21 protein-coding genes are annotated in these 23,692 nt (G+C 65.8%); 12 read left to right on the top strand and 9 right to left on the bottom strand.

The window, feature by feature from the left end; all coding sequences use genetic code 11:
* Positions 1-116 precede the first annotated feature (116 nt).
* Both FNL14_RS07240 and FNL14_RS07235 read left to right on the top strand, forming a co-directional pair.
* Positions 117-842 (top strand): beta-ketoacyl-ACP reductase, encoded by a 726-nt coding sequence (locus FNL14_RS07240; RefSeq protein ID WP_091418809.1) that lies wholly within the window; start codon positions 117-119, stop codon positions 840-842.
* Between the two features lie 126 nt (positions 843-968).
* A complete protein-coding gene (locus FNL14_RS07235) occupies positions 969-1,730 on the top strand; it encodes an SDR family oxidoreductase (RefSeq protein WP_142058872.1) in 762 nt (253 codons plus the stop codon).
* A 91-nt stretch (positions 1,731-1,821) separates the two neighbouring features.
* Here the strand turns inward: FNL14_RS07235 and serB are convergent, their stop codons facing one another.
* A complete protein-coding gene (gene serB / locus FNL14_RS07230) occupies positions 1,822-2,715 on the bottom strand; it encodes a phosphoserine phosphatase SerB (RefSeq protein WP_142058870.1) in 894 nt (297 codons plus the stop codon).
* A 66-nt stretch (positions 2,716-2,781) separates the two neighbouring features.
* Positions 2,782-3,138 carry a VOC family protein gene (locus FNL14_RS07225; protein WP_091418822.1) on the bottom strand — a complete coding sequence of 119 codons (357 nt, stop codon included), beginning with the start codon at positions 3,136-3,138 and terminating at the stop codon, positions 2,782-2,784.
* Positions 3,139-3,258: 120 nt separating this feature from the next.
* Between FNL14_RS07225 and FNL14_RS07220 the strand changes: the two genes are divergently transcribed.
* The 5 genes from FNL14_RS07220 to FNL14_RS07200 all read left to right on the top strand — a co-directional run bounded on the left by FNL14_RS07220 (position 3,259) and on the right by FNL14_RS07200 (position 7,302).
* Positions 3,259-4,044 carry an ABC transporter ATP-binding protein gene (locus tag FNL14_RS07220; RefSeq protein ID WP_050055299.1) on the top strand — a complete coding sequence of 262 codons (786 nt, stop codon included), beginning with the start codon at positions 3,259-3,261 and terminating at the stop codon, positions 4,042-4,044.
* Positions 4,045-4,061: 17 nt separating this feature from the next.
* Positions 4,062-4,847, top strand: coding sequence for a sulfite exporter TauE/SafE family protein (locus tag FNL14_RS07215; protein ID WP_050055298.1), 786 nt, complete (start codon positions 4,062-4,064; stop codon positions 4,845-4,847).
* 7 nt (positions 4,848-4,854) lie between these two features.
* Positions 4,855-5,676, top strand: coding sequence for an RNA methyltransferase (locus tag FNL14_RS07210; RefSeq protein ID WP_142058868.1), 822 nt, complete (start codon positions 4,855-4,857; stop codon positions 5,674-5,676).
* 152 nt (positions 5,677-5,828) lie between these two features.
* Positions 5,829-6,086: a type B 50S ribosomal protein L31 gene (locus FNL14_RS07205; protein ID WP_009358283.1), complete on the top strand. Its 258-nt coding sequence runs from the start codon at positions 5,829-5,831 to the stop codon at positions 6,084-6,086.
* Between the two features lie 124 nt (positions 6,087-6,210).
* Positions 6,211-7,302 (top strand): biotin/lipoate A/B protein ligase family protein, encoded by a 1,092-nt coding sequence (locus FNL14_RS07200; protein ID WP_142058866.1) that lies wholly within the window; start codon positions 6,211-6,213, stop codon positions 7,300-7,302.
* A 2-nt stretch (positions 7,303-7,304) separates the two neighbouring features.
* Here the strand turns inward: FNL14_RS07200 and pepN are convergent, their stop codons facing one another.
* On the bottom strand, positions 7,305-9,938 hold the full coding sequence (gene pepN / locus FNL14_RS07195; protein ID WP_142058864.1) for an aminopeptidase N: 2,634 nt from the start codon (positions 9,936-9,938) through the stop codon (positions 7,305-7,307).
* Between the two features lie 33 nt (positions 9,939-9,971).
* A complete protein-coding gene (locus tag FNL14_RS07190) occupies positions 9,972-11,024 on the bottom strand; it encodes a YeiH family protein (RefSeq protein ID WP_142058862.1) in 1,053 nt (350 codons plus the stop codon).
* 113 nt (positions 11,025-11,137) lie between these two features.
* On the opposite strand from FNL14_RS07190, the gene FNL14_RS07185 reads away from it, so the two are divergent.
* Genes FNL14_RS07185 through FNL14_RS07175 form a run of 3 tightly spaced genes read left to right on the top strand, consistent with a single transcriptional unit; the run spans position 11,138 to position 14,529 of the window.
* Entirely contained in the window at positions 11,138-12,694 is a 1,557-nt protein-coding gene (locus FNL14_RS07185) for a circularly permuted type 2 ATP-grasp protein (protein ID WP_142058860.1), read from the top strand.
* 60 nt (positions 12,695-12,754) lie between these two features.
* Positions 12,755-13,681, top strand: a complete 927-nt coding sequence (locus tag FNL14_RS07180; RefSeq protein ID WP_013600945.1) for an alpha-E domain-containing protein — start codon at positions 12,755-12,757, stop codon at positions 13,679-13,681.
* Positions 13,678-14,529 carry a transglutaminase family protein gene (locus FNL14_RS07175; protein ID WP_091418831.1) on the top strand — a complete coding sequence of 284 codons (852 nt, stop codon included), beginning with the start codon at positions 13,678-13,680 and terminating at the stop codon, positions 14,527-14,529. Before FNL14_RS07180 ends, FNL14_RS07175 begins: the two co-directional genes overlap by 4 nt.
* Before the next feature lie 22 nt (positions 14,530-14,551).
* On the opposite strand, the gene FNL14_RS07170 is transcribed toward FNL14_RS07175, so the two are convergent.
* The 3 genes from FNL14_RS07170 to glgC all read right to left on the bottom strand — a co-directional run bounded on the left by FNL14_RS07170 (position 14,552) and on the right by glgC (position 17,977).
* Entirely contained in the window at positions 14,552-15,019 is a 468-nt protein-coding gene (locus tag FNL14_RS07170) for a pyridoxamine 5'-phosphate oxidase family protein (protein ID WP_091418946.1), read from the bottom strand.
* 16 nt (positions 15,020-15,035) lie between these two features.
* A complete protein-coding gene (locus FNL14_RS07165; RefSeq protein WP_142058858.1) occupies positions 15,036-16,487 on the bottom strand; it encodes an SDR family NAD(P)-dependent oxidoreductase in 1,452 nt (483 codons plus the stop codon).
* An 80-nt stretch (positions 16,488-16,567) separates the two neighbouring features.
* Positions 16,568-17,977 (bottom strand): glucose-1-phosphate adenylyltransferase, encoded by a 1,410-nt coding sequence (gene glgC / locus FNL14_RS07160; RefSeq protein WP_142058856.1) that lies wholly within the window; start codon positions 17,975-17,977, stop codon positions 16,568-16,570.
* A 102-nt stretch (positions 17,978-18,079) separates the two neighbouring features.
* On the opposite strand from glgC, the gene glgA reads away from it, so the two are divergent.
* Complete coding sequence (glgA, locus tag FNL14_RS07155; protein WP_142058854.1) at positions 18,080-19,285, top strand: glycogen synthase; 1,206 nt, start codon at positions 18,080-18,082, stop codon at positions 19,283-19,285.
* A gap of 84 nt (positions 19,286-19,369) precedes the next feature.
* On the opposite strand, the gene FNL14_RS07150 is transcribed toward glgA, so the two are convergent.
* The gene (locus tag FNL14_RS07150) at positions 19,370-21,481 is read right to left on the bottom strand and encodes an acyl-CoA dehydrogenase (protein WP_142058852.1); all 2,112 of its coding nucleotides are present in this window, start codon (positions 21,479-21,481) and stop codon (positions 19,370-19,372) included.
* Positions 21,482-21,573: 92 nt separating this feature from the next.
* Positions 21,574-22,326, bottom strand: coding sequence for a TetR/AcrR family transcriptional regulator (locus tag FNL14_RS07145; RefSeq protein WP_142058850.1), 753 nt, complete (start codon positions 22,324-22,326; stop codon positions 21,574-21,576).
* On the opposite strand from FNL14_RS07145, the gene FNL14_RS07140 reads away from it, so the two are divergent.
* Positions 22,325-23,686 carry an acetyl-CoA C-acetyltransferase gene (locus FNL14_RS07140; RefSeq protein WP_142058848.1) on the top strand — a complete coding sequence of 454 codons (1,362 nt, stop codon included), beginning with the start codon at positions 22,325-22,327 and terminating at the stop codon, positions 23,684-23,686. The two genes, FNL14_RS07145 and FNL14_RS07140, sit on opposite strands and share 2 nt — an antisense overlap.
* Positions 23,687-23,692: the final 6 nt, after the last annotated feature.

Genomic DNA, 23,692 nt, shown 5'->3' with positions numbered 1-23,692 from the left:
CTCACCATCGGCAGTGGCGCCCAAACCCTTGCCGGGGCGGGGCGCTAAGATCAAAGTCAGCCAAATCACCCCCTTCCACCGCGGTGCACCGTGCCGCAGAATTCCGGAGCCTTTACATGACTGAAGCAGCCACCGCCCCCCGCAGCGTCCTTGTCACGGGCGGAAACCGCGGGATCGGACTTGCGATTGCCGAGGCGTTTCTCGCCAATGGCGACAAAGTGGCCGTGACCTACCGCAGCGAATCAAAGCTCCCCGAGGGGATCCTGGGCGTCAAGGCCGACGTCACCGATGAGGCCTCCGTGGACGCGGCCTTCAAAGAGGTGGAAGCTGCCCACGGTCCAGTGGAGGTGCTGGTGGCCAACGCCGGCATCACCAAGGACACCCTGCTGCTGCGCATGAGCGAAGACGACTTCACCTCAGTCATCGATACCAACCTCACCGGCGCCTTCCGCGTCATTAAGCGGGCTTCGAAGGGCATGATCCGCCTCCGCAAGGGCCGCGTTGTCCTGATCTCCTCCGTGTCCGGCCTGTACGGCGCCCCCGGGCAGATCAACTACTCCGCTTCCAAGGCGGGCCTGGTGGGAATTGCCCGTTCCCTGACCCGCGAGCTGGGCTCACGCGGCATCACCGCCAATGTGGTGGCCCCCGGCTTCATCAACACGGACATGACAGCAGAGCTCCCCGAAGCCACCCAGAAGGACTACCTGTCCAGCATCCCCGCCGGCCGTTTTGCCGAGGCCAGCGAAGTAGCCAATGTGGTCCGCTGGATCTCCAGCGACGAGGCAGCCTACATCTCCGGCGCCGTCATTCCCGTTGACGGCGGCCTGGGAATGGGCCACTGACCCTTTCAGCACACTAGGTGCGGGGTGCTTCTTTGTGGGGGTCACACAAGCGAATCACCAACACCCGCTGGCATGATGGACAGCAGACCATCAGCGATTTAGACGTTTCGAACAAAGGGAGCTCGTATGGGACTGCTCGACAACAAGACCGCCATCGTCACCGGATCATCACGCGGCATCGGCGCTGACGTAGCCAAGAACCTCGCCGGCCAGGGTGCCGCCGTGGTGGTCAACTACCGCCAGAAGGCTCCGCGCGCCAACAAGGTGGTGCAGGGGATCGAAGCTGCCGGCGGCCGCGCCGTTGCCGTAGGTGCGGACCTCACCACCCAGGAAGGCGTGCAGGCGTTGGCCTCCGCCGCCATGGAGAACTTCGGGTCCCTGGACATCCTGGTGCTCAACGCCTCCGGCGGCATGGAAACCGGCATGGGTGAGGACTACGCCCTCAAGCTGAACCGCGATGCGCAGGTCAACATGCTCAACGCCGCCGTGCCGCTGATGAGGGAAGGCTCCCGCGTGGTGTTCGTCACCAGCCACCAGGCCCACTTCATCAACACGGTGCCCACCATGGAGGCCTACGAGCCCGTGGCCCGCAGCAAGCGCGCCGGAGAGGACGCCCTGCGCGATCTCATCCCGCACCTGGCGGAAAAGGGCATCTCCCTGGTGGTGGTCTCCGGCGACATGATCGAAGGCACCGTCACCGCAACGCTGCTGGACCGCTCCACCCCTGGCGCTATCGAGGCGCGGCGGGCTGAAGCCGGCAAGCTGTACTCGGTGGAGGAGTTCGCGGAGGTAGTAGCCAGCATGGTCACGGCCGACGTCGAATCCGGCCACACCGAATACGCCGGCGGTGCCGACTACTTCGGCAAGGGCGCCCAGCCCGCAAGCTAGGCTTCACACAACGCGAGATGACAGTTCGCGGCAATGTTCCTTCTGGACACTGCCGCGAACTGTCATCTCGCGGTTAAGGCACTAGGAAAAATCAGACTCCGGCGACGTGGCGGACGGCGTCCAGGTACGGCATGTTGATTGCGGCATCGGCGACGGCGCGCACCGCGGGTTTGGCATTGAATGCGACGCCGATGCCGGCCGCGCCGAGCATGTCCAGGTCGTTCGCGCCATCGCCGACGGCCACCGTGTGCTCCAGGGCGATGCCTTCGGCGGCCGCCCATTCGCGCAGGTACTTTTCCTTCGCTGCGCGGTCCACCACGGCACCGAGCACTTTGCCTGTCAGGGCTCCGTCCACGATCTCCAGTTCGTTCGCCTGCCAATGGTCCAGGCCCAGCTCGGCCGCAATGGGTTCCAGGATCTGGTTGAATCCGCCGGACACCACGGCCACCACGTGACCTGCCGCCTTGAAGGCCGCCACGAGGACAGCTGCCCCTTCGCTGAGTTTCACTTCCTCACGGACGGACTGGACGACGTCGGCCGGCAGCCCGGCGAGCACCTGCACCCGGGCGTGGAGGCTTTGGGTGAAGTCCAGTTCCCCGCGCATGGCGGCTTCGGTCACAGCGGCCACCTCCTCGCGCTTGCCGGCGTAAGCGGCGAGGAGTTCGATGACCTCCTGCTGGATCAGGGTGGAATCAACGTCCATGATCAGGAGCTTGCGTTCAGCTGTACGGAGGCCGTTCGGGACCAGGGCAATATCGAATCCGCTGATCGAGGCCTCGGCCACCGCACGGCGCAGCCCGGCGAGGCCTGCGGCGGTGGCATCGGGAAGCTCCAGCTCAGCCACATGGACCCCGTAGCGCTCGTCACCGAGGCTGTTTTCCGAAAGCACCTTGGCGCCACGGGCAGTGAGGACGGAACGCAGCTGCTCCAGCCCGGTAGGGGTCACATTCAGGCCATAGCTGACCGCAGTCACGTTCGAAGTCATGCCTGCAATCTTAGCGAGCGGGGGTGCGGTCCCTTGAATTCATTGCGCCCCCGGCAACTGTAGAAGTCAGCTCAGGCAGAGGCAGAATGGGTGGCCGGCCGGGTCAAGGAACACCCGGAAAGTGGTTCCGGGCTGATGTTCGTGCTTGGTCGCGCCAAGTTTGAGGACCTCTGTTTCGGCTGTGTCGAGGTCGTCCACCACAACGTCGAGGTGCATCTGCTGCGGTACCTCCTGGCCCGGCCATTGCGGCGGCCTGTAGGAGTCCACCTTCTGGAAACTCAGGGCATCGCCGTGATCGGCTTTGACGGACCACCAGTCCTCGCCCTCTTCGATCTTCCAGTCGAGCAGGGCGGCATAGAACTCCGCGAGTATTTTCGGGTCGGGGCAGTCGAGAACAACGACAGGAAAGCGTGCGATAGCCATAGCCAACACTCTAGGTGCGGCTCCCGGGACCGCCTACAGTTTTGCGGGCTTGAATTTGCGTTGTCGGGCTGGTCACACCAGTTATCAGTCGGTATGTATTTTGTCCTAGTGTCTACTCCTATGAGTGATGTTCTGGAACTGGACTCCGTCAGCGTTGTCCGAGGTAAAAAGACCCTGCTGGACAAGGTTGACTGGCAGGTCAACGACGGCGAACGCTGGGTGATCCTGGGCCCGAACGGCGCCGGCAAGACCACCCTCCTCCAGATTGCTGCCGCCCGTATGCACCCGAGCAGCGGCACGGCAGGCATCCTTGATGAAATCCTGGGCCGGGTTGACGTCTTTGAACTCCGTCCCCGCATCGGGCTTTCCTCAGCCGCCCTCGCCACCCAGATCCCTGAGCACGAGAACGTCCTCAACGTGGTGGTCACGGCCGCGTACGGTGTGACCGGCCGCTGGCGCGAGGGATACGAGCGCGACGACGAGCGGCGGGCCTTCCGCCTCCTGAACGACTGGGGGATGGGCCCCCTGCTGAACCGGACCTTCGCAACCTTGTCCGAGGGGGAGCGAAAGCGCGTGCAGATTGCCCGGGCACTGATGACCGATCCTGAACTGCTGCTGCTGGATGAGCCGGCAGCCGGCCTGGACCTCGGCGGCCGCGAGGAACTCGTCCACAAACTGGGGGAACTGGCCAGGGACGAGGCCGCTCCCGCCATGGTCCTGGTGACACACCACCTTGAGGAAGTCCCGCCGGGCTTCACCCACGCCATGCTGCTGCGCGACGGCGGCGTGGTGGCAGCGGGCCCCATCACTGAGGTGCTGACAGCCGAAAACCTCAGTGAGACTTTCGGTCTGGACCTCGACGTGACCGAGAACGCCGGCCGTTACACCGCCGTCGCCCGCCGCTAAGGCGGCACCGCAGCACCTTGGATCTCCTCAGCAGTATTTTTGTGTCCATCGCCGGCCTCTGGGCCGGCACTATCAACGCCGTGGTGGGCTCCGGCACCCTGGTAACGTTCCCCGTCCTCATCGCCCTGGGAGTCACCCCCGTTGTTGCTTCGATGAGCAATGCGATGGGCCTCGTCTTCGGGACAGCTGCCGGAGCGTTCGGCTACCGCCGGGAATTGAAGGGCCGCGGCCGGCAACTGATGCGGTTGCTGCCGGCGTCCCTGCTCGGTGGCATCTCCGGCGCCTGGCTGCTCCTGCACCTGCCGGAAAAGGTCTTCCACTACGTGGCCCCGGTGCTGCTGGTACTGGCCCTGCTGATGGTGGTATTCCAGCCCCGCATGCAGGCCTGGGTGCGCAACCGCGAGGAGAACCCGGAACACGCGGTGCGGGACAAGCGGCACGCTGTCCTCCTGGTGGTACTGGTCTACCTTGCCGGCGTTTACGGCGGCTACTTCGTGGCTGCCCAGGGAATCCTCCTGGTGGGCATTCTGGGCGTCTTCCTCACCGGCACCATCCAGAACGCCAATGCCATGAAGAACATCCTGGTGCTCGGCGTGAACCTGGTGGCCGCCATCTCCTACCTCCTGTTCGCGTTCGACCGGATCAACTGGCTCGTGGTGCTGCTGATTGCCGTCAGCTCCAGCATCGGCGGCCTCCTGGGCGCCAAGGTGGGCCGCAGGCTTTCCCCCACAGTGCTGCGCGGGGTGATCTTCGTCCTGGGGCTGGTGGCCCTCGGATTCATGATCGCCAATCTGCTGAAATAATCTCCCGGTGACAATCCACTATCTCGAGTCCGCCGCCGATCCCCGCGTGACCGACTACACCCAGCTCACGGACGTGCACCTGCGCAAGCTCCGGGAACCCGCCGAAGGCATGTACATTGCAGAATCCTCCCGGGTGCTGCGCCGTGCGCTGGCCGCCGGGCACCAGCCGCGTTCGTTCTTCCTGGCTGAGAAGTGGCTGGACGATCTCCAGGACGTCCTCGGGGCCCACCCGGATGTACCCGCCTTTATCGGCAGCGCCGCCCTGCTGGAGGAGATCACGGGCTTCCATCTCCACCGCGGTGCCATGGCGGCCATGCAGCGGCCTGCGCCGGTGCCCCTGCCCGAACTGCTCGCCGGCGCCCGCCGGGTGGCCGTTCTGGAGGACATCGTGGACCACACCAACGTGGGGGCCATCTTCCGGTCCGCCGCCGCCCTGGACATCGACGCAGTCCTGGTCTCACCCCGCTGCGGAGACCCGCTCTACCGCAGAAGTGTCCGCGTGAGCATGGGCACCGTCTTCCAGGTGCCGTGGGCACGCCTCAACAGCTGGCCGCAGGACCTGCACCTGCTCAAGGACCACGGCTTCACCGTCGCGGCCCTGGAACTGACTGACGATGCGCAGGACGTGGACAAGGTCGCCGCGCAGAACCCGGAGAAGCTGGCCCTGGTGCTCGGCACCGAAGGCGCAGGCATGAGCGCAGGGACGCTTGCCGCCGTCGACCTCGCCGTCAAAATCCCCATGCGCAACGGGGTGGATTCGCTCAACGTGGCTGCCGCCTCAGCTGTGGCGTTCTGGGAACTGCGTCCCCGCAACGGGCACCGGAACTAAGCTCCGGCGCGGGGCCTCGCGCGGTTCGCTGGTACCGTGCTTATCCGCTATTATTGATAGCTGGCCGTCCCGAGTCTTTCGGCGCGGAATGCGGCCATCCCATTCATACCTGACAACTGGCAAAATCCAGTTGTGTGAACAAAGGTCCCATTATGAAGTCTGATATCCACCCGAAGTACGAAGCTGTTGTTTTCAACGACCTGGCTTCCGGCGTCAAGTTCCTGACCAAGTCCACCGTGTCTTCTTCGAAGACCATCGAGTGGGAAGACGGCAACACCTACCCGGTCATCGACGTCGAAATCTCCTCCGAGTCCCACCCGTTCTACACGGGCAAGCAGCGCATCATGGACTCCGCAGGCCGCGTCGAGCGCTTCAACGCTCGCTTCAAGGGCTTCGGCGGCAAGAAGTAAATTCACTTCGCCCAAGCTTTCCAGAAAAGCCCGCACCGGCAACGGTGCGGGCTTTTCGCGTTAACAGCTGCCTTGGCCGCAGTGGCTTGGCGCCGGGCCGCCCTTCTGGGGCAGGATGGGAGCCATGACCGCTACGCCATCCCCCGCAGCTGATTCCGCTTCCCGCCGTCACGGTGAGTACAAAGTCCCCGGCGGCAAGCTGGTGGTGGTGGACCTGGACGTCGCGGACGGCCTGCTGGCCAACGTTTCCGTCAGCGGTGATTTCTTCTTGGAACCCGACGAGGCACTCCTGGACATCAACCGCGGCCTCACGGGACTGCCGGAAGGTACGACGGCATCCGAGCTTGCCGCCGTCGTCACGGCTTCGCTGCCACCCAACGCAGCCCTGTTCGGCTTCTCTGCCGACGCCGTCGCCATCGCAGTCCGCCGCGCACTGGCCAAGGCCACATCCTGGGCCGACCACCACTGGAACCTCATCGCACCCACTGTCCTGCCCACCGAAATCAATGTCGCCCTGGACGAAGTGCTCACCGAAGAAGTGGGCGCCGGCCGCCGCAACCCCACCCTCCGTTTCTGGGACTGGCAGGAACCCTCAACGGTGATCGGCAGCTTCCAGTCCTACCGCAACGAGGTGGACCCGGACGGAGTGGCCAGGCACGGCATCAAAGTGGTCCGCCGGATCAGCGGCGGGGGAGCGATGTTTATGGAGGCGGGCAACTGCATCACGTACTCGCTGTACCTGCCGCAGACCCTGGTGGACGGCCTGAGCTTCGCCGACTCCTACCCGTTCCTGGACGCCTGGGTGATGGCCGCGCTGGAGAAACTGGGCATCACCGCGTTCTACGTCCCGTTGAACGACATCGCCACGGACCAGGGCAAGATCGGCGGGGCCGCCCAGAAACGCCTCGCCAACGGCGGCATGCTCCACCACGTGACCATGAGCTACGACATCGACGCCGACAAGATGGTGGAAGTGCTCCGCATCGGCAAGGAAAAGCTCTCGGACAAGGGCACCCGCAGCGCCAAGAAACGGGTGGACCCGCTCCGCCGCCAGACCGGTCTTGCCCGTGCCGACATCATCGCGGCCATGATGGAAGTCTTCGCCGAGCGCTACGGCGCCACGCCCTCGGAGCTGACCGAGGCTGAGCTGTCCACTGCCCGCGAGCGGGTGGCTACGAAGTTCGGTACCGACGAGTGGCTCCACCGGGTTCCGTGAGCTTACCGGGCAGGTGAACCGGCCGCCTGTGCGGTGAGGGCCCGCAGCAGGTGGCTGCGCTGCTCGATGATGATCCTGTGCAGAGCACGGGGCGCGTCAGCGTTGAATTCCAGCCACTCGTCCGTCCGCCGGATGACCGGATGTTCCACTGGTTCCGTGCCTTCCGCCAGGTCCTGGGCCAGCGGGAAGAGGCCACGGACAATCCGGCTCGCGATCTCGATGCTCCGCCCGTCCCACACCCTGCGCAGGGACTCAAAGTACGGCTCCACGTAGGGTTCCAGCAGTTGTGCCGGTGCTGTGGTGAAGCCGCTGATGGTGGCGGACAGCAGCTGGTTGGAGAGTTCGTTCCCGTGCACGGCTGCATTCCATGCCGCAGCTTTGACCTCCGGATCGGGCCGGGCGGCGAGGGCCGTTGCGTGGCCGGCGCGTCCTGATGCCGTAGTATCCCGGGCCAGTTCGGCGTCCAGCTCAGCCGCAGTTGCCTGGCCGTTTGCCGCCAGGGCATGCCAGATGTGCCAGCGCAGTTCAGCATCCACTGACAGGCCTTCCACGGGCGCTGTCCTATCCAACAGGCCCCTGAGCCGGGGCACCATGGAGCGGTCATGCCGGCTGAAGGTGGCGAGCGTCCGGGCCCAGGCCAGCTGCTGGTCCGAGCCCGGCGTTGCCCGGTCCAGTTCATCCTCCACGGTGGCCAGGAAGGACGCCCGCACGGCATCGCGTTCCCGGGCCGGGGTGTAGCGTTCGACGGCGGTGCCTGCGTTCTCGAGGATGTTCAGCAGCACCCCGATTCCCGTTTCCGCCGGGCCGAACGCGGCGACCGCGTCCACATACCCTGTAGCGGGGCTCTCGCCGTCGCGGGCCGAGTTCCACAATGCCGTCCAGCACAGGGCCCGGGCCATGGGATCAGCAATCCGGTCCAGCGCTGCACGCACGGTTGCTTCGGATGCCGGGTCCAGCCGGACCTTGGCGTAGGTGAGGTCGTCATCGTTGACAAGCAGGAGGGCGGGCCGCGGCTGGCCTGCCAGCTGGGGGAGTTCCGTCCGTGCGCCGGCCACGTCCGTTTCGAAACTCGTGGTGCGCACCAGTGCGCCGTCGCCGTCGAAATTGTAGGAGCCGACGCGCAGGCGGTGCGGCCGCAACTCTTCGCGTCCCGTCACCGGATCCGCGGCTTCCTGGACGATGGCCACCCGGCCCAGCACGCCGCCGTCGTCCGTTGCTGTGTCACGGGGCGCGAAGGCCAGGGACAGCGTGGAGATGCCGGAGGTCTGCAGCCACTGCTGCGCCCAGCCCGCGAGGTCCCGCCCGGAAGCGGTGCCCAGTGCGGCCAGCAGATCGGCCAGCGAGGTGTTCCCGTAGGCGTGCTTGCGGAAGTATTCACGGGAGCCGGCGATAAAGGCTTCAAAGCCCACGTAGGCCACGAGCTGCTTCAGCACCGAGGCGCCCTTGGCGTAGGTGATGCCGTCGAAGTTCTGCTTGGCGGCCTCAAGGTCCGGGATGTCCGCCACGATGGGATGGGTGGTGGGCAGCTGGTCCTGGACGTAGGCCCAGGCCTTGCGCTTGTTCGCGAAGTTGACCCACGCGGTGTCCCAGCCGGTGGCACGGTCAACACCCAGCGTGCCCATGTAGTCGGCGAACGATTCCTTGAGCCACAGGTCGTCCCACCACTGCATGGTCACCAGGTCGCCGAACCACATGTGTGCCATCTCGTGCAACAGGGTGTTGGCCCGCCCCTGATACTGGGCGTCCGTGGCGCGGGAGGTGAAGACGTAGCTTTCGGTGAAGGTCACCAGGCCGGGGTTCTCCATGGCGCCGAGGTTGTATTCGGGCACAAAGGCCTGATCGTACTTGCCCCAGGGGTACGGGTAGTCGAAGAGCCGGTTGAAGAAGTCCAGGCCGTTTTTGGTGAGCCGGAACAGCTCGCCGGTGTCAAATGAACCGGCCATGGAGGCGCGGCAGTACAGGGCGAGCGGGACGTCCAGGGAGGTCCCGTCGTCGAGCGTTGCCTGCCAGCGGTCCTCCGCCCTGAAGTACGGCCCGGCCAGCACTGTGGTGATGTAGGTGGACACGGGCTCTGTGGCGGCGAAGTCCCAGCGGGCCGTGCCGGGATCGTCCGCGAGCAGCGTACGGTTGGCCTCCGCGCCATTGGAGGCGACGTGCCAGCCCGCGGGCGCCACGACATGGAAGGTGTAGGTGGCTTTGAGGTCGGGCTGTTCAAAGTTGGCGAAAACCCGGCGGGCGTCGGCCGGCTCGTACTGGGTGTAGAGGTAGCACTGCCCATCGGCGGGGTCCACGAACCGGTGCATTCCCTCGCCCGAGCGGCTGTAGAGGGCCGTTCCGGTCACGGTGACCTGGTTCTCGGCCTGCAGGTCGTCCAGCCTGATCCTGGCGCAGTCCACCACCTCATCCACGCCAAGGCCCTTGCCGTTCAGGACCACGCTGTGCACCTCGCTGCCAATGAAGTCCAGGAACGTTGAAGCACCGGCCTCGGCGGTAAAGGTGATCACACTGCGGGTGGGATAGCCGGCCACGTCCGGGTCCGGCGCCTGCCGCACGTCCAGCGAAACGTCGTAACTGGTGGTGCTGATCAGCGCTGACCGGGCGGCAGCTTCATCGCGCTGCAGATTCTCATGTGACACCCAGCTATCTAATCACGGGGCGGGTGGCCAATATCACGCGGTGATCAGCAGGGCGGCCGCCAACCCCAGGAGGGCAATCAGGAGCCACGATGCAAGGGCTGCCAGGAGCGCGGGGCCGCCGGTGAGCATAAGGGTGCGGATCCGCACCGCCGAGCCCAGGCCGAACAACGCGGCACCCAACAGGATGTCCTGCAGCGCGGCTCCTGCCTCCAGCCACCCGGCGCCCAGCCACTCTGTGGAACGCAGGCTCACCATGGCGATGAAGCCCAGGACGAACAGTGGGACCACGGGCGGCAGCTTCGCCTGGGCATCGTTGCCAGGGCCGGAACGCATGGCCTGACGGTGGTGCGCTCCGGCTATGGCGGTCACGGGCGCCAGCAGCAGCACCCGGGTGAGTTTAACCACGACGGCGATGCCCAGTGCCGCCGTTCCCGCAGTTTGCGCCGTGGCCACCACCTGGCCAACGTCGTGAACGGACGCGCCCGTCCAGGCTCCAAAGGCGGGCGCGGAAAGCTGCAGGGGATGGACCAGCAAGGGCAGGACGCCGATGGCAAGCGTCCCGCACAGCGTCACCAGCGCCACCGGCAGGACGGTGTCCACGTGCCGGATGCGGCGGACTGCAGCCATGGCTCCGATGGCTGAAGCACCGCAGATTGAAAACCCGGTCGCCACCAGGAGCGCGGTCACGGGCGGAAGGCGGAACAGCCGGGAAATCAGGTAGGTGCCGCCAAAACTGGCGGCGACAACCCCGGCAATCAGGACCAGGGCAAGCCAGCCCAGCCCCAGCACGTCCATGACGCTCACTTTCAGCCCCAGCAGGACGATTCCGCCGCGCATCAGGTGTTTTCCGGCGAAGTCCAGCCCGGGGCGGGCCCTTCCGGCGGTCCAGACCCCGGCCGCGGGCAGGTTGGCTGCGAGGACGCCCAAAACCACGGCCAGCGTCATGGCCGGAAGCGCGGGAACCAGGCGGTGCACGAGGAAGGCAACAGCCAGCGCGAGGGCCGCCGTGGCCAGGCCCGGGAGCAGCCGGTCAGCACGTTCGGGGAGGCCCGGGCCCGGGGCTGGGTGGCTTCTGCTGACTGGCACTCACCTACTGTGCCGGAAAAGTTCCGGAATCCACGAACCAGGCGGCTTGCGCCAACACGCCAGAATGGATGGCAGTAATGAATTCGAAACAAAAAGATGGTTGGCTTGTGGACATGTCAGACCTATTCCAGGATTACTCCGTGGCCGCCGGCCGGACCGGAGCCTACGATGAGATGTTCGCCCCCGGGCAGCAGGCACGGGGCTCCTACGGGCAAGTAGCGGACGCCCTTCGCAAGCTCTCCCTCGCCGACGTCAGCGCACGCGCCGACTCAATGGCCCGCACCTTCCTGGACCGTGGTGTCACTTTTGATTTCGCCGGCGAAGAGCGTCCGTTCCCGCTGGACATCGTCCCGCGCGTCATCCCGGCTGCGGAATGGGATGTGCTGGAACGCGGCGTCGCGCAGCGCGTGCGGGCGCTCGAGGCCTTCCTCAACGACGTGTACGACAAGATGACAGTTGTGTCCGACGGCGTGATCCCGCGGCAGCTGGTAACCACCAGTGCGCACTTCCACCGCCAGGTGCACGGCTTCGAGCCCGCCGGCGGCGTCCGCGTGCACATCTCGGGCATTGACGTGGTCCGCGACGCCGCCGGTACGTTCCGGGTCCTTGAGGACAACGTGCGTGTACCTTCCGGCGTGAGCTACGTCCTGGAGAACCGCCGCGCCATGGCCAAGGGCCTGCCCGAAGCCTTCGGCCAGCAGCTCATCCGGCCCGTGGAGGAATACCCCCGCCGGCTGCTCTCGGCCCTGCGAAAAACCGCTCCCGCAGGCGTGGACGATCCCACCGTCGTGGTCCTCACTCCCGGAGTGTTCAACAGCGCCTACTTCGAGCACACCCTGCTGGCGGGCCTCATGGGTGTTGAACTGGTGGAGGGCCGTGACCTCATCTGCCGCGGCAACCGCGTGTACATGCGCACCACAGCAGGTGAGCAGCGCGTGGATGTCATTTACAAGCGGATCGACGACGACTTCCTGGACCCGCTGCAGTTCCGGGCCGACTCCATGCTCGGTTGCCCCGGCCTCGTCAACGCTGCCCGGGCAGGCGGGGTGACCATCGCCAATGCCGTGGGCAATGGCGTTGCCGACGACAAACTGGTTTACAGTTACGTCCCTGACCTGATCCGCTACTACCTCAGCGAGGAGCCCATTATCGCCAACGTGGACACCTACCGCCTTGAGGAAAGGGAAGCGCGGGAATACACCCTGGACAACCTCTCCGAACTGGTGGTCAAGCCGGTGGACGGGTCAGGCGGCAAGGGCCTGGTGATCGGACCCGATGCCTCCAAAGACGAACTTGACGCCCTGCGCCAACGGGTCATCGCCGACCCCCGCGGCTGGATTGCGCAGCCCGTCCTCCAGCTGTCCACCGTGCCCACCCTGAGCGGCGACAAGTTCGGGCCGCGTCACGTGGACCTTCGCCCCTTTGCAGTGAACGACGGCGAGAACGTGTGGGTGCTGCCCGGCGGCTTGACCCGCGTGGCGCTGAAGGAAGGGTCGCTGATTGTGAACTCCAGCCAGGGCGGCGGTTCCAAGGACACCTGGGTCCTGGCGGATTCGCCCCAAGTACCGGTGGAAACCGTGCCGAGGCCCTCCATTTCTGTCCGCGAACGCGTGTCCGTATGGCCCGTGGAGAGCAACTGGCGCGACCGCCAGTCGGAGCAGCAGCAGTGAGCCCGTCCGCCGTCGGGCTAATTTCTTTGACAGTTTCGGGCCCGCAGGAGGTAGCCGCGAATGCTTAGCCGTATTGCCGAGTCCCTTTTCTGGATCGGCCGGTATGTGGAGCGGGCCGATGGCACCGCCCGTATCCTCGACGTCCACCTCGAGCGCCTCAACCACCTCCCCATGGAGGAGCGCAAGAGCGTGGCCCAGGAACTCCTGGCCGTCATGGGTGCGCGCCCGCAAAGCGAGGACTTCGGCCTGCCGGAGCTGCTCCATGCCCTGGCCTACGACAAAACCAGCGCCACCTCCATCGCAGGCTCCCTCGGCGCTGCCCGGGAGAACGCGCGCCGTGCCAGAGAAACGGTTTCCTCCGGCCTGTGGGAGAGCCTGAACACCACCTATTACGGGCTGAGCCAGCACCGCAAGGACGTGGTGGGAACCTACCGGTTCTGCAACTGGACCCTGGAACGCACGGCCATGGTGAGCGGTCTCGCGGACACCACAGTGAGCCATGACGAGAGTTGGCTGTTCCTCGTTCTGGGACGCTCGCTGGAGCGGGCCGACATGACCGCCCGCATGCTCTCCACCCGCGATGTTCTGTCCGCCGGTATGTCCTGGGTGAACATGCTCCGGTGCGCCGGCGCGTACGAATCCTTCCTGCGCACGCGGCGGGCCGCCTTCGGCGACCAGCACGCGGCCGAGTTCCTGCTCCTGGACCGGCTCTTCCCGCGGTCCATCGTGTATGCCCTGCGCGACGCCGACGAGTGCCTGGCAAAACTTGATCCCTCTGCCCAGCGGGTGGGCTTCATCAATGACGCCCGCCGCATCGTGGGCCAGGCCCGGACATTCCTCGAGTTCCACCGCACGGACGACCTCATGTCCGAGCTGCCCGAGCACATGGAGCGGGTGCAGAAGGCAGTGTCCCAGGCCTCAGACGCCATTTCCCGTAAGTACTTCAATCAGGCGGACGAACTGGCCTGGGTGGGAGAAGTTTCATGACCCGGCTGAGCATCGTTCACAAGACGGCCTACAAGTACAACAAGCGCGTCACCCTGTCCTATAACGAGGCGCGGATGACGCCGCTCACCGACTCCCAGCAGGTGGTGCTGGAATCAGTGGTCAAGGTGTCCCCGTCCCAGGCGGCCGTGAGCACCTACCGCGACTACTGGGGGACCAGAGTCACCTCGTTCGACATGCAGATGCCGCACGAGCACCTCGAGGTGGTCTCCAACATCACCGTGGAAGTGCACCGCGCCGGAAAGATCCCTTCCGAGTCCGATATCGCGGGCTGGGACGTCCTGGCCTCAGCCGAGACGCTCAACACCTTCAGCGACTGGCTTCCGCAGTCACGGCTGAGCGGGCCCGGGGACGAAGTCCTTGGCATCATTCCCGGGGTGGTCGCCGGCAAGAACCCGCATGAGGCAGCGATGGCCGTGTTCGAGTGGATGCGCGGCGAGATGACGTACATGTCCGGCTCCACCGCAGTCACCACCAACGCGGAGGAGGCCTGGGGCCAGCGCAAGGGCGTCTGCCAGGACCTCGCGCACCTGGCCATCGGCGCGCTTCGCAGTTGCGGCATTCCCGCCCGGTACGTCTCCGGGTACCTCCACCCACGGTCCAGCGCAGGCATCGGCGAAACAGTGGCCGGACAGTCGCACGCGTGGCTGGAGTGGTGGGACGGCGACTGGCGGAGCTGGGACCCCACCAACCACAAGCCGGCGGGCGACTTCCACGTCACCGTGGCCCGGGGCAGGGACTACCGGGACGTTCCCCCGCTGAAGGGCATCCTGTCCGGTGGCGGAGGATCTGCGTTGAGCGTCAGCGTGGAGATCACGCAGCTCGCTTGACGGACGCGCCTGCTGCGGCAGGTTACTCCGGCGATGCCTTGGCGGCGCCGCTGAGCTGGGTCCACCAGGTGACCGGCTCGGTGACCCTGAAACGGCGGCCGGTGACGCTGTCCGGGGTGATCCGGACGAACGCGTCCTTCTTCCCCGCCTGCCAGGGGAACAGGTAGAGCTGCGTAGTCTCCATGAGGTGTTCATTTCCGGTGATCACGTCGGCACTGCCCTTCACCACAACACTCCACGCCAGTCCGGTCTCCTGATCCACGCCGTCAGCCTCCAGGGCCACGGCAGCACCTTTTGACGAGCCGGCCAGCTTGGTGCCCTCACCTGTGCGGAAGACGAGCGTGCCGCCATCCACGGTGTAGTTGATGGGGAAAATATCCGGCCGCCCGTCGGCCAGGACCGCCAGCCTGCCCACGGATACCATCCGCAGCATGGCCCAGCACTCGTGGTGTTCCAGATTCTGTACGTCAGGGGATGTCTCGTGGCTCATGCCGCCGAGCTTACGCCTACCAGGGGCTGGGCTTGTAGTCCTTCAGGAACACCCCGTACTGGTCCTCGCCGTTCTCGCCCATCACGATCGGGTCGTAGACGCGCGCGGCGCCGTCCACGAGGTCCAGGGGCGCGTGGAAGCCCTCTTCCATGAGCCGGACCTTGGTGAAGTGGGGGCGTTCGTCCGTGATCCAGCCGGTGTCCACGGCGGTCATCAGGATGCCGTCGGTTTCCAGCATCTCCTGGGCGCTGGTCCTGGTCATCATGTTCAGCGCAGCCTTGGCCATGTTCGTGTGCGGGTGGCCGGGTCCCTTGTAGGCGCGGGAGAACTGGCCTTCCATGGCGGAGACATTCACGATGTACTTCCGCCGCGCCGTGGACTGTTTCATCGCCGGCCGCAGCCGGCTGACCAGCAGGAACGGGGCTGTGACGTTGCAGAGCTGGACCTCGAGCATCTCCAGCGGATCCACTTCGTCCACCACCTGGGTCCAGCTGTTGATGGTGGCCAGGTCCGGAACCAGGCCCCCGGCGTCGATCGCGGTTCCCGAAGCGATCCGCTCCAGTGAAGCCGACCCGGTGGACAGCGCCAGCGAGGTGATGGCATCCCCGGCGAGCACAGGATGCTCGGTCACGCTGCTGGCCAGGGCCAGGGGGTGCTTGTCGTGTGCGTGGCCGAACGTCACCAGTTCGGGGCCCCCGTTGGCCTGTTCCAGGGCGGCGGGCAGCGGCTCGTCCTCGGCGTCCACCAGGGGTTTGTAGGCGTTCCCGGACCGGCGCACGGTCTGGGCTGCGTTGTTGATGATGATGTCCAGCGGTCCGGCCTCATTCAGTGAGTCCGTCAGGGCCATGACCTGGGCGGGATCGCGGAGGTCGATGCCCACAATCCGGAGCCGGTGCAGCCACTCGCCGCTGTCCTCCATGGCGGCAAACCGGCGGGCGGCGTCCTTGGGAAAGCGGGTAGTGATGGTGGTGTGGGCGCCGTCCCGGAGCAGCCGGAGCGCGATGTACATCCCGATCTTGGCGCGCCCGCCGGTGAGCAGGGCTCTGCGGCCGGTCAGGTCGGTGCGGGCATCACGCTTGGCGTGGTTGAACGCGGCGCATTCCGGGCAAAGCTGGTGGTAGAACGCGTCCACCTGGGTGTAGTGCTGCTTGCAGATATAGCAGGGGCGGGACCTGATGAGGTGCCCGGCCACTTTGCCGGTGGTCGACGGAGCCAACTTGTTCCCGCGGGTTTCGTCGTCGATCCGGTCCGGCGCGGCGGTGGCCGTCAGGGCGATGACTGCCCGGTCGGCCTCGGAGATGAGGTCCCGCTTGGTGACGCGGCGGTGCCTTTTGACGGCCTTGAACATCTTGCCGGTGGCGCGGCGCACCGAGACGTAGTCCGGGTGCTCCTCGTCATAGGCGTGGATGGTGTTGAGGACCTTGAGGCATGCCTGGATTTCCTCAGGCGTCAGATCGGGGGAGCTCATTGGACTGATTTTACAGCCTGGAACACCCCGCGGCCCCCACTGCACAGGGGGCCGCCGGGGGAGTACCCGCGCGGAGCGGTTCAGGAAATGCGTGCTCCGGGCGCTGCTTCCGCTGCCGCGGCGGCGTGTGTCTCGGCAACCTTGTCCACCGACTCACGGACATCGGGGTATTGCTCGGCGGCGGCTTTCACGGCATTCGGCACGAGGTGCAGGTTGGCGGCTGCCAGCTTCCGCTCCTGTTCACCCGGTTCCGGAACCTCCTGGGCCTTGGACAGCACCGTGATACCGGATTCGGTGACCTTGAATCCGCGGGCACGGTCCAGTTCGGCGTCCAGCCCGATGGCTGCCCCCGCGGGCACCTTGACGTTCTTGTCCAGGATGGCCCGGTGGATAACGGCACCCTCGCCGACATACACCTTGTCCATCAGGACGGAATCGATGACGCGGGCGCTGGTGCCCACAAAGACGTCGTTGGACAGGACCGAGCCTTCCACCACTGCGCCGGAGATCACCACGCCGCTGGAAACGATCGAGTCCAAGGCGGTGCCAACAGTGTTGTTCTGGCCCCGGACAAACTTGGCCGGCGGGGAAATGCTCTGCCGCGTGTAAATGGGCCACTCGGAGTTGTAGAGGTTAAAGACCGGGAGGGGGGAGATGAGGTCCATGTGGGCGTCGTAGAACGAGTCGATGGTGCCCACGTCGCGCCAGTAGGTGCGGTCCCGCTCGGTGGAGCCGGGGATGTCGTTCAGCGTGAAGTCGTAGACGCCGGCCTCGCCCTGGTTCACGAAGTAGGGGATGATGTCCCCGCCCATGTCGTGCTTGGTGTCCAGGCGCTCGGCGTCCACGTGGAGAGCCGCCACCAGGGCGTCGGCGTCGAAGACGTAGTTGCCCATGGAGGCCAGGAACTGCGACGGGTCCGCCGCCAGGCCGGGAGTGCTGGACGGTTTCTCCACGAACGCTGCGATCTTCTGGGGATCGTTCTGGTCCACTTCGATCACGCCGAACTGGTCGGCCATGTGAAGGGGCTGCCGTACTGCGGCGACCGTTGCCTTAGCCCCGCTGTTCACGTGCTGGGCCACCATCTGGGCGAAGTCCATACGGTAGACGTGGTCCGCGCCCACCACCACAACGATGTCCGGGTTGGCATCGTGGATGAGGTTCAGGGACTGGTAGATGGCGTTGGCGCTGCCCAGGAACCAGCTCTTGCCCACACGCTGCTGGGCCGGCACCGAAGCCACGTAGTTGCCGAGCTGGGTGGACATGCGCCAGGTTTCAGAGATGTGGCGGTCAAGGCTGTGCGACTTGTACTGGGTGAGCACAACGATCTGCAGATAGCGGGAATTCACCAGGTTGGACAGGGCGAAGTCGATCAGGCGGTAACTTCCCGCGAAGGGCACCGCCGGCTTCGCGCGGTCTGCCGTCAATGGCATCAGCCTGTTTCCCTCGCCGCCGGCGAGGACAATGGCCAGGACTCTTTTGTTCAACGGCATAATGGTCGCTCCTGTACGCCTTCGTAACTCCCCAAGACAGTCCGGCATGCCCGGACTCCTTCACACTAGAACAGTTATGCGTGAAGGACTACCTTGGGTCTTGTGCGAATAGACATTGTGACTAAAGAGTTTCCGCCTGAAATCTATGGTGGCGCCGGGGTCCACGTAGCCGAATTGAGCAGGGTGCTTAGTAAGCACGTTGACCTGCAGGTTCGTGCATTTGGGGCTCCGCGCGACGCCGACTATCATGGGGCGGCGGTGACGTCCTACGCCGTGCCGGAGGACCTCGGCTCCGCCAACGCCGCTGTGCAAACGCTGGGGGTGGACCTGCGGATCGTTCCGGACATTGAGGGCGCGGACCTTGTTCATTCGCACACCTGGTACGCCAACATGGCCGGGCACCTCGCGTCCCTTCTGCACGGCATTCCGCACGTGCTCAGCGCGCACAGCCTGGAGCCGCTGCGCCCCTGGAAGGCGGAGCAGCTGGGCGGCGGGTACGCATTGTCTTCCTGGGTGGAAAAGACCGCCTACGAGGCAGCGGCGGCCATCATCGCCGTGTCGGAGGGCATGCGGCAGGACATCCTGCGCAGCTACCCGAACGTTGATCCGGCCAAGGTCCGTGTGGTCCACAACGGCATCGACGTCGAGCTGTGGCAGCGCGACGAGAATGACGACGCCGTCCGGGCCCTGGGCATCGACCCGGACAAGCCCAGCGTGGTCTTTGTGGGCAGGAACACCCGCCAGAAGGGTGTCCCGTACCTCCTGCGGGCGGCAGCAAAGCTTCCCGCCGACGTCCAGCTGGTCCTGTGCCTGGGCGCAGCGGACACCCCGGAGCTTGCCGCAGAGACGGCCCGTTTGATCGAGGACCTGCAGCGCGAACGCACCGGCGTGGTGCTCATCGAGCGCATGCTTCCCCGCCATGAACTGATCCAGGTGCTCAGCCACGCCACCGCCTTCGCCTGCCCGTCCATCTACGAGCCGCTGGGCATCGTGAACCTGGAGGCCATGGCCTGTGGCGCCGCTGTGGTGGCCAGCGCCACTGGCGGCATCCCCGAGGTGGTGGAGCACGGCCAGACCGGCCTGCTCGTGGACCTGGAGCAGGTAACCGACGGCACGGGCACACCCCTTGATCCGGAAAAGTTCGTCACCGAATTTGCTGCCGCCCTCACCGAGGTTGTCTCCGACCCTGACCGCGCCCGCGCCATGGGGCAGGCCGGCCGGAAACGCGCCGAGGAACACTTCTCCTGGGAATCCATCACGGAAACCACCCTCGAGGTGTACCGGTCCGTGCTGCCGGCACATAGCTGACGTTTCCGAACGCATTGACGACGACGGCGCCGCACACCTCGCAAGGTGGGCGGCGCCGTCGTCGTCATTGCTGTTGCGGGACGCTTAGTTCCGGTGCCCGGAAGTCCGCGCCAGCAGGACCTTCTCGTCCACCGGTGCCTTGCCGCTGGCCCGCTGGCCGCGGAAGTAGGCCCGTGCCTGGTCCTGCCGCTCCTTCTCGGCGCCAGTGGCGATGGCTGCGCGCACATGGTCTTCGCCGTAGCCGAAGGCGTCTACCAGGTCCACTGCGTGCGGGCGGATTTTCACCAGCAGACGGTTGATGTACTCACCCACCGTCCGGCCCCGCTGCATGGAGAGCCGGCCGTTCATGAGGTACCAGGAGAGGTTCTTCTCGATCAGGGACAGGCCGAACAGGTCCCGCAACCAGGTCAGGACCGTCCGGGTGCCCGGGTCCTTTACGTCCCTGAGGGCCTCGGTGAAGGCCTCCCACTGGAGCAGCTCGGCATGGGCCTGCGCGGCGTCGATCAGTTCGTTCTGGTGCCGGTTGAACAGCGCGGCGCCTTTCTCCTGCGACATCCGGCCAGTACCCTTGAGGGCGGTTGCGGCCTCAGCCACCATGGCCTGCACCCGGTCGGTAAGCAACGCCCGCTGGCCTTCCTCATCGCGGAGGGCGATAGCCGCCTTCTGCACTGATCCGGTGTCAGCGACGAACTGGGCCACCTGCCGCAAACCGGTCCGGTGAATGGCGGCCCCCGTGGCCTGGCCCACCACGTACCGGGCCAGCACACCGAAGTCGACGCTGCGGAATTCCTTCGCATAATCGGCCAGGAGCCGTTTGGCCACGAGTTGCAGCAGCACTGTGTTGTCGCCTTCGAAGGTTGCGTAGACGTCCAGGTCCGCGCGCAGCGATGCGAAGCGGTTCTCGATCAGGAAGCCGGCGCCGCCGCAGGCTTCCCGGCATTCCTGCAGCGTGTCCAGCGCATGCCAGGTGCTGAGCGGCTTCAGTGCGGCGGCAAGGGTTTCCAGGTCCTGGCGGTCTTCGTCGGTATCGTGCGCGCCGGAGAAGACGTCGTCGAACTTCTGCAGCAATTGTTCGTGGGCAAAGCCGGCCGCGTAGGTGGTGGCCAGCCTGGTGAACAGGCGTTTCTGGTGGCGCTGGTAGTCGAGGAGTACTTCCTCTTCTGTGTGGGAGGATGCGTTGAACTGACGGCGCTCGGTGGCGTATCGGATGGCCGCCTTCAGCGCCACCTTGGAGGCCGCCACCGCGGCACCATCGAGGGACACGCGGCCCTGGACCAGGGTTCCCAGCATGGTGAAGAAGCGGCGGCCCGGGCTGGCGATGGGGGAGCTGTAGGTGCCGTCAACGTCCACGTTTCCGTAACGGTTCAGCAGGTTGGTCCGGGGGATGCGCACCCCGGTGAAGTGCAGGCGGCCGTTATCTATGCCGTTGAGTCCGCCCTTGATGCCGTCATCCTCGCCGCCGATGCCGGGCAGGAACTCCTTGGTTTCCGGGTCCCGGAGGTCCACATAGAACGCATGGACACCGTGGTTGACGCCCCGGGTGACCAACTGGGCGAACACCACCGCGCCCAGGCCGTCAATGGCAGCGTTGCCGATGTAGTCCTTCCACGCGGCGCGGAGCGGCGTGTGGACCACGAACTCTTCGGTGGCGGGATCGTACGTGGCGGTGGTGGCAATGCTGGCCACATCCGAGCCATGCCCTGTTTCGGTCATGGCAAAGCAGCCCGGGATCTCCAGGCTCATGATGCCCGGAAGCCATTTCGCGTGGTGCTCTGCAGTCCCCAGGTGCATCACCGCGGAACCGAAGAGCCCCCATTGGACGCCGGCCTTGATCTGCAGCGACGGGTCCGCCACCACCAGTTCCTCGAAGCCGGCGATGTTTCCGCCGTGGTCGTCGGATCCGCCCAGCGACGCCGGGAAGGCACGATGCACGGCCTCGTTCTCCACCAGGTACTTCAGTTGCCCGGATACCCGGGCGCGGTGCTCGGTGTGCGTCAACCCCTCGATCTTGTGCAGCTCAGGGCGTGCGGCAAGATCCCTGGCCTGGCGCCGGGTTTCGGCCCACTTGCCCAGGAGCTGTTCTCCCAGGCCGGCGACGTCGACGGCGGGCCGGGCATCGGCTGCCCCGTTGACTGCAGTTGCCCGTATGGCGGGGCGCTGCTTTCTTCCGGCGGGACGGTCCACTAATTCAGTCATGTCGAGTCCTTCGTTGGTGCTGACAGAGGGTGGTGGTGCTGACAGGGGGGTGGTGGTGCTGATTGTTGCTGTGGTGAGGCCGCAGTGGATGCTTATGTCCGTGTGGATGGAATCAGCTCCGGCGCGATGCCGACGCAGAGCCAGTCGGTGATCTGCCGCGCCATCGCTTCCTGTCCGGGCTTGGCAGGGGAAGCTGGGGTGGTGAGCCACTGCTCGCCCGCGTTCCGGACCATCCCGATGGCCGCTTTGGGCCAGTAGCCGATAACGGCTTCCTTGCCATCACCCAGATGCGAGCGCATGGGGGCGGCAATCATTTCGGCCACGGAGTCAAAAAAGTGGCCCAGGGCGGCGGATCCCGCTCCCGGGTCCTGGGCGGTGTCCGCGTCGGCGGCCGGACGGGTCACAAAGGTGTAGACGTTGGGACTGGTGCTGGCCATCTGCAGGTAGGCAGTGACCATGGCCAGCAAACCCTCCCTGGGTGTATCAGCGCTCTGCGCCGCCTCCCGGATCCGGCGCTGCATCTGGCTGAGGACAACCTCACCCACGGCCTGCTGCAGTCCCGCCTTGTCGCCAAAATAGCGGTAAAACACTGACTTGGATGTGCCGGCCGCCGCTGCGATGTCCTCCATCGATGCGTCGCTGCCCAGTGCGTGCACTGCCCGCCGCGCTGATTTGATCAGCTCCCGTCGCCGTTCCTCCCGGTGGCTCTGCCAGCGCGATGAGCGGCCGTCGCCGGGAGCGGCGGCAGGCGTGGCGGAAGTCGGGGTTTGCTGGAAGTTCACGATACCCAGCGTATCAGGTACGCTGGGTATCGGTAACCGCACGTGACCCGAGGAGATACCCATGTCCATTGACGGACAGACCACTACCGGACCTGAGTCCGGCACTCCCGCCGAAGCCCCCGCACCCCGGCTCCGCAAGGCAATCATCGTTGGCGGCAACAGGATCCCGTTCGCCCGGGCCGGCGGCGCTTATGCCAAATCCTCAAACCAGGACATGCTGACGGCGGCGTTGGACGGGCTGATTGCGCGCTTTGGCCTGCAGGACGAGCGGATCGGGGAAGTGGCCGCGGGGGCCGTGCTGAAGCACTCCCGGGACTTCAACCTCACGCGGGAAGCAGTGCTGGGTTCCGCCTTATCACCCGAAACACCGGCCTACGACCTCCAGCAGGCGTGCGCAACCGGGCTCGAAACCGTGGCGGGCCTGGCCAACAAGATCAAACTGGGCCAGATCGAGTCGGGAATCGCAGGCGGGGTGGACTCCGCATCGGACGCGCCCGTGGTGGTCAGCGAAGGGCTACGCGAAGTTATACTCGACCTCAGCCGGGCGAAAAGCGTTCCGCAGCGGCTGCAGATCCTCAGCAGGCTCAGGCCCAAGGACCTCGCCCCGCTGGCCCCCGGCACATCTGAGCCGCGGACAGGTCTTTCCATGGGGGAGCACCAGGCGCTCACCACCTCGCAGTGGAAGATCTCCCGTGAGGCCCAGGACGAGCTGGCACTCGACAGCCACCGGAACCTCGGGTCGGCCTACGATGCCGGATTCTTCGATGACCTCATCACCCCTTACCGGGGCCTGACCCGCGACGGGAACCTGCGTCCTGACACCTCGCTGGACAAGCTCGCCGGACTGAAGCCGGTCTTCGGGAAGAACCTCGGCGCCGACGCGACCATGACGGCAGGCAACTCCACGCCGCTGACCGATGGCGCCTCCACCGTGCTGCTGGCCTCCGAGGAATGGGCTGACGCCCGGGACCTGCCAAAGCTTGCCGCCGTCGTGGATGCCGAAGCGGCCGCCGTCGACTTTGTCCACGGCAAGGACGGCCTGCTGATGGCACCGGTATTCGCCGTGCCAAGGCTGCTCGCCCGGCAGGGACTCAGCCTGGCGGACATCGACTATTTCGAGATCCATGAAGCTTTCGCCTCCACAGTCCTCAGCATGCTCGCGGCATGGGAGGACGAGGAATTCGGGCGTACCCGGCTGGGCCTGGACGGCGCTTTCGGCAAGATTGACCGGTCACGGTTGAACGTCAATGGTTCCTCGCTCGCCGCCGGCCACCCGTTCGCCGCGACGGGCGGCAGGATTGTCGCTTCCCTTGCCAAGACGCTCCATGCCAAGGCCAACGCCGAGGGCCGCCCCGTCCGGGGTCTGGTCTCGGTATGCGCTGCCGGTGGACTTGGCGTGGCCGCAATTCTGGAATCACTGTAGGGGCAC

The organism is Pseudarthrobacter sp. B4EP4b (assembly GCF_006680095.1).
Lineage (GTDB): Bacteria > Actinomycetota > Actinomycetes > Actinomycetales > Micrococcaceae > Arthrobacter.
This window is presented reverse-complemented; position numbering and strand designations above follow the sequence as displayed.